This window comes from Actinomadura sp. KC06 (genome assembly GCF_004348735.1).
In the GTDB taxonomy this organism is placed as follows: Bacteria; Actinomycetota; Actinomycetes; order Streptosporangiales; family Streptosporangiaceae; genus Spirillospora.
Window position 1 is genome coordinate 1 of sequence record NZ_SMKT01000239.1, and the last position, 9,108, is coordinate 9,108.

A 9,108-nucleotide genomic window follows, 5' to 3' on the forward strand; every position below is an offset into this window, starting at 1 on the left:
GCCGCCGGGCGGGTACGGGCAGACCTCCCCGTACCCGCCCGGCGGCGGACGGGCCGGGTCGCCGACCGGCGAGTACCCGGGGCCGCACTCGTCCGGGGGGTGGCCGGGCGAGCAGCGTCCGGGCGCGCCGGAGAGCCCCTACCCGACCGGGCGGTACTCGGGACGGCACACGTCCGGCCAGTTCTCACGCGACGCCGATCCCCGCGAGTCGCCACCTCCGTACACACCGGGGTCGGGCGCGTCCGGCGGGTACGAGTCGCGCGACACGCGCGACACGTCCACGGACCTGTTCGGCGGCACGGACCCGTTCGCCTCCGGCGCCTACCCGTCCGGGCCGTACGACTCCGGTCCCCACCAGTCGGGTCCGCCGAGTTCGTCAGGACCGTACGACTCGGGGCCCTACGACTCCGGGGGGTCCGACTCCGGGCCCTACCCGTCCGGGCCGTACGGTTCGGGGTCCTACGGTTCCGACCCTTACGGCGCGGATCCGTACGGCTCCGGCTCCTACCAGCAAGATCGCCGCGAGAGCGGACGTCCGCGTGACGGGGAGCCCGAGGAGCCGCCGCCCCACGGCGGGCGCCACCGCCGCTGAACGGGCGACCGCTGAGGCTGGTTCCCGAAAAATCGGCTTTGTAAGGTTTCGCCGAACATAGCGGGCGCCGCTCCCACCGGGAGCGGCGCCCGCTCTTCGTCTCTGGCCGCATACGGACTGGACACACGGCCACCGTCCGAGCTAGGTTGTACTCAACTTGAGTTGAACTCAAGATGAGACTTACTCAGATCGAGATCGACAGGGAGGGCGCGGGATGACTCCGGATCCGGGGCACGACGAGAGCGAGTTCCTCGCGAACTACGACCCGCGCGACTACGACCCGGTCTCCGTGACGGTGGACGTGGTCGCCCTCACCATCCGCGACGGCGCGCTGCACGTGCTCCTGGTGCGCCGCGGGAACGCTCCGTACGCCGGGATGTGGGCGCTGCCGGGCGGGTTCGTCCAGGCGGGCGGCCCGCTGCAGGGAACCGACGCGGAGGACCTGCCGGACGCGGCCGTCCGCGAGCTCGCCGAGGAGACCGGGCTCAGCGCCAAGGGCGGCGTGCTCGGACGCGTGCACCTGGAGCAGCTCGGCACCTACGGCTCCCCGGGCCGCGACCCGCGCATGCGCGTCATCTCCGTCGCCTACCTGGCGTTCGCGCCGGAACTGCCCGACCCGGAGGCGGGCGGCGACGCGGCCGACGCGGCCTGGGTGCCGGTGGACGCGCTCGGCCTCACCGAGTCCGGGGACCAGCGTCCCGGAACGACCCGCCGGCTGGCGTTCGACCACGCGCGGATCCTGTCGGACGGGCTGGAGCGGGCGCGCGGAAAGCTGGAGTACACCCCGCTCGCGACGGCGTTCTGCGGCGGCGAGTTCACGATCCCGGAGCTGCGCTCGGTGTACGAGGCGGTGTGGGGCGAGGAGCTGCACGCCGGCAACTTCCACCGGAAGGTCCTGTCGGTGCCCGGGTTCGTGGAGAGCACCGGCGAGACGTCCGACCGGGGCGGGCGGCGCGGGGGCCCGAAGCCGCGGCTCTACCGGGCCGGAGACGCCCGCCTGCTGCACCCGGCCCTGCTGCGGCCCTCGCGAGAGGAGGAGATCAGATGAGCGAAGCGAACCGCGGGGTCCCCCCACACGATGAAGGGCCGAGGGAGCGAGAGCTGGACGACGCGCTGGCGCGGCTCGACCGCGTCCGCGTCCCGGCAGACCTGTTCGGGGACGACGAGGCCGAGGCGGCGCGGCGGTACCGGCGGCTGGTCCGGCTCGTCCACCCGGACGCGACCGGCGGCCGCACCCGCGACGCCTTCGTCCGGCTGAACGCGCTGTGGCGCACGTACACCCGCGACGACGCGAAGCTGATCAGGACGCGCCGCCACACCTACCGCCTCGCCGACCCCGACCCCGGCGGGGATCCGATCGGCGGGGACCTGGCCGAGCTGTACGCGGCGCGCCGGGAGGCCGGCGGCCACGACGTGCTGCTCAAGATGCCGCGCGATCCACGCGACAGCGACCTGCTCGAACGCGAGGCGGTGGCGCTCCGGCAGCTCCCCAAGGACGGCGACGGCAAGTTCCTGCCGTACGTCCCGCGCCTCATCGAGTCGTTCCGGCACAGGGACGCGTCGACGGGCGCGCAGCGGCAGGTCAACGCGGTCACCGTGCTGGACGGGTTCCACACCCTGACCGAGGTCGGGAAGGCGTACCCGGACGGCGTCGACCCGCGCGACGCGGCCTGGATGTGGCGGCGGCTGCTGGTCGGCCTGGGGTTCGCGCACCGCGCGGGCGTCCTGCACGGCGCCGTCCTGCCCGACCACGTGATGATCCACCCGGAGAAGCACGGCCTGGTCCTGGTCGACTGGTGCTACTCCGTGCCCGGCTGCTACGCCAATGTCGACTCGTCCGGCCGCGTCCCCGCGATGGTCGACCGGTACGCGGACTGGTATCCGCCCGAGGTGCCGGGACGGCAGACGGCGAGCGCCGCCACCGACCTGTACATGGCCACCCGGTGCATGACCGACCTGATGGGCGACAAGGCCCCGAAGGCGATGCGCTCGTTCGCCCGCGGCTGCCTGCTGCCGGCGCAGAACCGGCGCCCCTCCGACGCCTGGCGCCTGCTGGCCGAATTCGACGAGCTGCTGGAGCGGCTCTACGGCAAGCGGCGCTTCCGCCCCTTCCACCTGCCCTCCGTTCACTGAAGGAGATCCGTCATGGGAAGCGGAAACTGGTCCACCGACGTCTACACCGCCCGCGCGAGCTACCGCGCGTCCACCGGCGCCAGCGCGTTCGCCTACTCCGACGGCGGCGCCACCACCGTCCACCCCGACCTCGACCCGCGCGGCGTGACCGTCCGGGAGAGCCGGGACTCGGACGACCACCCCGAGTCGCTCGCGATCGGCGTCCTGTTCGACGTGACCGGCTCGATGGGGACCGTGCCGCGGACGCTGCAGACCAAGCTCCCCGACCTGCTCGGGCTGCTGCTGCGCAAGGGGTACGCCGAGCACCCGCACATCCTGTTCGGCGCGGTCGGCGACGCGACCTGCGACCGGGCGCCGCTCCAGATCGGCCAGTTCGAGGCCGACAACCGGATGGACGACGACCTGGGCAAGATCCTCCTGGAGGGCGGAGGCGGCGGCCAGATGCGCGAGTCGTACGAGCTGGCCATGTACTTCATGGCCCGGCACACCGCGATCGACTGCTTCGAGAAGCGCGGCCGGCGCGGCTACCTGTTCATGATCGGGGACGAGCTGGCGTACCCGAAGGCCAAGAAGCGCGAGATCGCGAACGTGATCGGCGGCGAGCCGGACGAGGACGTCCCGGTCGCGGACCTCGTCCGCGAGCTGCAGCGGATGTACGACGTGTACTTCATCATCCCGGAGGGCGCCTACCACTCCGGGAGCCGCGAGCTGAAGGACTTCTGGCGGGATCTGCTCGGCCAGAACGTCCTCTACCTGGACGATCTCGACGCGGTCTGCGAGACGATCGCGCTGACCGTCGGTCTCGGCGAGGACGCCATCGACCTGGACGAGGGCCTGGAGCACCTGGAGGAGGCCGGTTCGGACGCGGGCGCCTCGGTGTCGCGCGCCCTCGCCCGGCTGGACGCGTCCCGCGCGCCCGTCGCCGTGTCGTCCGCGCCGCCGGGGCTGGGCGCGCCGGGCCCGTCCAGGACGACCCGGCTCTAGCCCATGGGACACGTGATCGTCGTCGACCTCGGCTTCGGGGACGCGGGCAAGGGCACGGTCGTCGACCACCTCTGCTCGCCCTTCGCCGGCGCGGAGGGCCCCGTGGCCGCGGTCGTCCGGTTCAACGGCGGCGCGCAGGCGGCGCACAACGTCGTCGCGGCGGACGGGCGGCACCACACGTTCGCCCAGTTCGGGTCGGGGACGTTCACGCCCGGCGTCCGGACGCACCTGTCCCGGTTCATGCTGGTCGACCCGCTGGCCCTCGCCGCCGAGGCCGATCATCTGCGGGCGCTCGGCGTCGCGGACGCGCTCGACCGGCTCACCGCCGACCGCGACGCGCTGCTGACGACGCCGTACCACCGGGCCGCGAACCGCGCGCGGGAGTCCGCGCGCGGCGCGGCCCGCCACGGGTCGTGCGGCATGGGCATCGGCGAGACCGTCTCCTACGCCCTCGCGCACGCCGACGCGCCCCGCGTCGGCGACTGCCTGTCCCCGGCACGGCTGCGCCGCCGCCTGGCGGCGCTGCACGACTGGTACCACGACGAGTTCCCGTCCGGCCCGTCCGGCGAGGAGGTTCCGGACGTCGACGCCTGCGCAGACGCCTTCACCGCGTTCGCGAACCGCGTGGAGATCGTCGGCGCCGACCATCTCCGCCGCCTGCTCCGCGCCGGGAACGTGGTGTTCGAGGGTGCCCAGGGCGTCCTGCTGGACGAGTGGCACGGCTTCCACCCGTACACGACCTGGTCGACCACCACGTTCGCCAACGCGGAGACGCTGCTGGCGGAGGCGGGCGAGGCGGCCGGGTCCGCGACGCGGCTGGGGGTGCTGCGCGCGTACGCGACCCGCCACGGCCCCGGCCCGTTCGTCACCGAGGACCCGGCTCTGACCGCGGACCTGCCCGACCCGCACAACGCCGCGGGCCGCTGGCAGGGCGCGTTCCGCGTCGGCCACCTCGACGCCGTCGCGCTCCGCTACGCCCTGGACGTGGTGGGCGGCGTGGACGGCCTGGCGGTCACGCACCTGGACGTCGCAGGGGCACGTCCAGACCTGCGCGTCTGCCTGGCCTACGAGATCGACGGAGGACGGGTCGGGCGCCTGGAGACCGGGCCGCCCGACCTGGACCGCCAAGCCGCCCTCACCCGCCGCCTGCCGGCCGCTCGTCCCGTCTACGCGCCGCTCGGCCGCGCCGAGGAGACGATCGAGGACGTCCTCCGGACCCCGGTCGTGCTCCGCTCGTACGGCCCGACCGCCGCCGGCAAACGGGCTGGCCACCTTCGGACGCCCATTGACGTGAGCCTCCGCTGAGACCAAGATCGCGCAGAACGGCGCAGATCATCACGGAGGTGGGCGTTGCGACTCCCCCAGCGCACCCTGTCGGCCCTCACGGCGGCAGCGGCGGCCGTCGTCGCGTCCCTCGCCCTCCTGACCGTCCCGCCCGCCGTGACGTCCGCGGCGGCCGAGACGGGCGGCGACGGCTGCGACCCGATCGACCCGGCCGCGTGCCTGCTGCCGTTCCCGAGCGACTGGTACACGGTCCGCGACGCCAGCACCCCGACGGGCCGCCGCGTCCACATGGGCGCGACGGTGAAGAACGCGCTGGGCGTGCCGATCTCGCCGGACGAGTGGAACCGCGCGGACGGCTTCTCGCCCGGTTCGGCGCTGCTCAGCCGCGTCCCGGGCGTCGACCTGGCGCGCAGCGGCGCGGCGCCGATCACCGACATCGGCGCGTCGCTGGGCCGCGACGCCCCGATCGTCATCGTGGACACCGCGACCGGGGAGCGCTGGCCGTACTGGGCGGAGCTGGACGCGAACGCGCCCGATGACCGGAAGGCGCTGATCGTCCGTCCGGCGCGGAACTTCCGCGAGGGGCACCGGTACGCGGTCGCGTTCCGCGACTTGCGCGACGCGTCCGGGAACCTGATCGAGCCGAACGACGCGTTCGCGAAGATCCTCGGGCCGCGGCTGCCGGACGACGACCCGCTCGCCGAGCGGCAGCGGCAGGAGCGCAAGGTCCTCGCCGCACTCGAACGGCACGGCGTGAGCCGTGACGGCCTGTACCTGGCCTGGGACTTCACCGTCGCGAGCCGCCAGAGCCTGACCGGCCCCGTGCTCCACATGCGCGACGAGGCGCTCCGCGACCTCGGCCGCCGCTCGCCCTCGTTCGTCGTGACGCAGGTGACCGACGACGTCGACGACAAGATCGCCCGCGAGGTGAAGGGGGTCGTCCAGGCGCCGAGCTACCTGAACCTGCCCGGCGGCCCGCCCGGATCGTCCCTCCACCGCGGCCGGGACGGCATGCCCGCGCGGCTGCCCGGCAACACGCAGGCGGTCCCGTTCCAGTGCGAGATCCCGAGGTCGGCGTTCACGAGACCGGCGCGCCCCGCCCTCTACGGGCACGGCCTGCTCGGCAGCGAAGGCGAGGTCGGCGCGGGCAACGTCAAGGCGATGGCCGCCGAGCACGGCTTCATGTTCTGCGCGACCAAGTGGATCGGCATGGCGGACGAGGACGTCCCGAACGTCGCCGGCGTGCTCACCGACCTCACCCGCTTCCGGACGGTCGCCGACCGCACCCAGCAGAGCCTCCTCGACTTCACCTTCCTCGGACGCGCCATGACCCGAGGATTCGCAGGCCACAAGGCGTTCCAGAACGACGCGGGCAGGTCCCTGATCGATCGCCGCGCCGACCTGACCTTCGACGGCAACAGCCAGGGCGGCATCATGGGCGGCGCGCTCACCGCCGTGTCCCCCGACATCCGCCGCGCGGTCCTCGGCGTCCCGGCGATGAACTACAGCACGCTCCTCAACCGCAGCTCAGCGTTCGGCCAGTTCGCGCAGATCCTCGACGCCTTCTACCCCGACAAGCTCGACCAGCAGATCGCCCTCTCGCTGATCCAGATGCTGTGGGACCGCGGCGAGAACAACGGATACGCCCGGCACATGACGGACGATCCGCTGCCCGGCACGCCGAAGCACCGCGTCCTGATGCACGTCGCGTTCGGCGACCACCAGGTGGCGCCCGTGGCCGCCGACGTCCAGGCCAGGACGATCGGCGCCCGCGTCCACGCCCCCGTCGTCACGCCCGGACGCAACCCTGACAAGGTGCCCTACTGGGGCATCCCGACGTTCGGCTCGTCCCACGCCGGCTCCGCCATGGTCGTCTGGGACAGCGGATCGCCCGCCCCGCCGCTGACCAACACGCCCCCGACGGAGGGCCGCGACCCGCACTCCGACCCGCGCAGCAACGCCGACGCCCGCCGCCAGAAGGCGGTGTTCCTCGCCACCGGCAGGGTCGTGGACGTCTGCGGCGGAGGACCCTGCGTCATCACGCCCTGACCCCCACCTGAGATGATCGGAACCATGCTCCAGGTCTGCCCGAACGGAAGACGGACCGAAGGCGTCCCGGTCTCGCCGGAGGAGATCGCCGCCGCGGTCCGCGCCGCCGTCGACGTCGGCGCGCAGGACGCGCACGTTCACCCGAGGGACGACTCGGGCGCCGAGACCGTCGAACCGGCGCACGTCGCGGCGGCGGTCGCCGCCGTCCGCGAGTCCACCCCCTCGATCCAGGTCGGCGTGACCACCGGCGAGTGGACCGACCCCGACCCGGTCCAGCGCGCCGCGAAGATCCGCTCCTGGACGGTGCCGCCCGACCACGCCTCGGTGAACTTCCACGAGGACGGCGCCGACCTGGTCGCCGAGGCGCTCTTCGAGCGCGGCGTCGCCATCGAGGCCGGCATCTTCTCCGGCACCGACGGCGCCGAGCGGTTCCTGCGCTGGCCGCACGCCCACCACGTGCTCCGGATCCTCGCCGAGGTCACCGACCCCGACCCGGAGACCGCGACCGGCACGGCGAAGGCGCTCCTGCACGATCTCGGCACCGATCACGGCCGTCCGGTGCTGCTGCACGGGGAGGAGGGCGGCGCGTGGCCCGTCCTGCGGCTCGCCGTCCGGCTGAACCTGGACGTCCGCATCGGGCTGGAGGACACGCTCGTCCTGCCCGACGGAGCTCCCGCCGCCGACAACGCGGCCCTGATCCAGACGGCCCGCGCCATGCTGGCCGCCTGACCGGCGTCGCTGTCGAACCCGCTTGGACGTCAGGAACGGGGGTTGTGGCCGGCGTCGGCGTCCATCCGCTCCCAGTCGGCCTCCCACAGCTCGTCGCGGTGGCGGTCGCAGCGCCGCCGGACGAGGACGTAGGCGAGCAGCACCGGCGCCGCGCACGCGAGGACGGTCGCGGCCCCCGCGTAGGCGGCGTCGGTCACCGTGCGGCTGTGCGGGCGGGGACGCACGGTCGGGTCGCCCTCGCGGTCGACCCAGATCGTCCGCTGCGCGCCGGCCTTGGCGTTCTTCCAGCTCGGCAGCGTCCCGGCGCGCGGCTTGCCGTCCGCGCCCGGCCAGGTCGCCTGGACGGTCTCGTGGATGTACCGGTCGCCGGATGTGCCGATGCCGCCCGTCGAGGTGACCGTGGCGACGACCTGGCGGCGGTTCTCCCGCTCGGCGTTCTCGGCGCGGGTGCCCGCGTCGTAGGACCAGGACACGGTCCATGCGGTCAGCGGCGGCGCGACCGCGAGCAGCAGCACGAACAGTCCGAGGGCGATCGCCCGCTGCACGCGGTCGACCCGGCGGCGCAGCTCGTTGCGCTCCAGGCCGAGCCGCCGGCGGACCCTGGCCAGCGGCGTGCCTCCGCGGCCGATGCCGGACCTGCGCATCTGCGTCACCTCCCCGGGGAGTGCCCTCCCGGCAAGAGGCCCTCAGCCATCTTTAGCCGTCTTTTCCCAGGATATTCCCGAGTCCGTCGCTCGGCACCTGACCTGTGGCCGAATCCTTTCCCAGATCGCGCCCGGTATGCCGGATTGATGGCCGAATTCGGCCATCATCCCGATCCTGGCGAGCATCCCGGCCCCCGGCGGCGAGCGCGAGGACGGCACCCAGAACGCACAGCCCGGCCGTGATCCAGAAGATCTCCTGATACTCGGTGCGCAGCGCGTCGTCCACGGCCGCGTTGTAGACCTTGAGCTGCCGGGCGAACTCGTCCTTCGACATCTGGAACGGCAGCGGCGGCTTCAGATCGGCCGTCAGCGCGTGGAAGCGGTGGAAGCCCCACGCCGACAGCGCGGAGATCCCGAGGAGCATCCCCATCATCCGCGCCACCACCACGGCCGCCGACGCGACGCCGTGCCGCGCCGCCGGGACGAACGCCAGCGCCGCCGACGACACCGGCGCGATCACGAGGCCGAGCCCGAGCCCGGTCACGACGAGATCGACGTCCATCCTCGGCAGCGGCCCGTACGAGGCATTCGCCAGATCCGCCGGCCACGCCGCGATCAGCAGGTAGCCCACCGCGGACACCGCCATGCCCGCCGCCATCGGCCACCGCTCCCCCACCCGCCGCGCGATCATCC

General features: G+C 73.5%; 8 protein-coding genes and 1 pseudogene. 7 read left to right on the plus strand and 2 right to left on the minus strand.

What is annotated here, in order from left to right; translation table 11 throughout:
* The 7 genes and pseudogenes from E1287_RS44395 to E1287_RS39805 form a co-directional block, all read left to right on the plus strand.
* A pseudogene (locus tag E1287_RS44395) lies at positions 1 to 592 on the plus strand (hypothetical protein); the annotation flags it as partial.
* A gap of 214 nt (positions 593 to 806) precedes the next feature.
* Positions 807 to 1,640 (plus strand): NUDIX hydrolase, encoded by an 834-nt coding sequence (locus tag E1287_RS39780; RefSeq protein ID WP_131970741.1) that lies wholly within the window; start codon positions 807 to 809, stop codon positions 1,638 to 1,640.
* Positions 1,637 to 2,725 carry a molecular chaperone DnaJ gene (locus E1287_RS39785; protein ID WP_243719757.1) on the plus strand — a complete coding sequence of 363 codons (1,089 nt, stop codon included), beginning with the start codon at positions 1,637 to 1,639 and terminating at the stop codon, positions 2,723 to 2,725. The genes E1287_RS39780 and E1287_RS39785 overlap by 4 nt, the downstream gene beginning before the upstream one ends.
* Before the next feature lie 12 nt (positions 2,726 to 2,737).
* Positions 2,738 to 3,709 (plus strand): hypothetical protein, encoded by a 972-nt coding sequence (locus E1287_RS39790; protein WP_131970743.1) that lies wholly within the window; start codon positions 2,738 to 2,740, stop codon positions 3,707 to 3,709.
* A gap of 3 nt (positions 3,710 to 3,712) precedes the next feature.
* Positions 3,713 to 5,014, plus strand: a complete 1,302-nt coding sequence (locus E1287_RS39795; RefSeq protein ID WP_131970745.1) for an adenylosuccinate synthetase — start codon at positions 3,713 to 3,715, stop codon at positions 5,012 to 5,014.
* 45 nt (positions 5,015 to 5,059) lie between these two features.
* Positions 5,060 to 7,042, plus strand: a complete 1,983-nt coding sequence (locus tag E1287_RS39800) for a hypothetical protein (protein WP_131970747.1) — start codon at positions 5,060 to 5,062, stop codon at positions 7,040 to 7,042.
* Between the two features lie 24 nt (positions 7,043 to 7,066).
* Positions 7,067 to 7,771 carry a 3-keto-5-aminohexanoate cleavage protein gene (locus E1287_RS39805; protein ID WP_131970749.1) on the plus strand — a complete coding sequence of 235 codons (705 nt, stop codon included), beginning with the start codon at positions 7,067 to 7,069 and terminating at the stop codon, positions 7,769 to 7,771.
* 29 nt (positions 7,772 to 7,800) lie between these two features.
* Here E1287_RS39805 and E1287_RS39810 read toward each other — a convergent pair whose 3' ends face one another.
* Entirely contained in the window at positions 7,801 to 8,415 is a 615-nt protein-coding gene (locus E1287_RS39810) for a hypothetical protein (RefSeq protein ID WP_131970751.1), read from the minus strand.
* Positions 8,416 to 8,467: 52 nt separating this feature from the next.
* On the minus strand, positions 8,468 to 9,073 hold the full coding sequence (locus E1287_RS39815) for a hypothetical protein (RefSeq protein ID WP_243719758.1): 606 nt from the start codon (positions 9,071 to 9,073) through the stop codon (positions 8,468 to 8,470).
* Positions 9,074 to 9,108 lie beyond the last annotated feature (35 nt).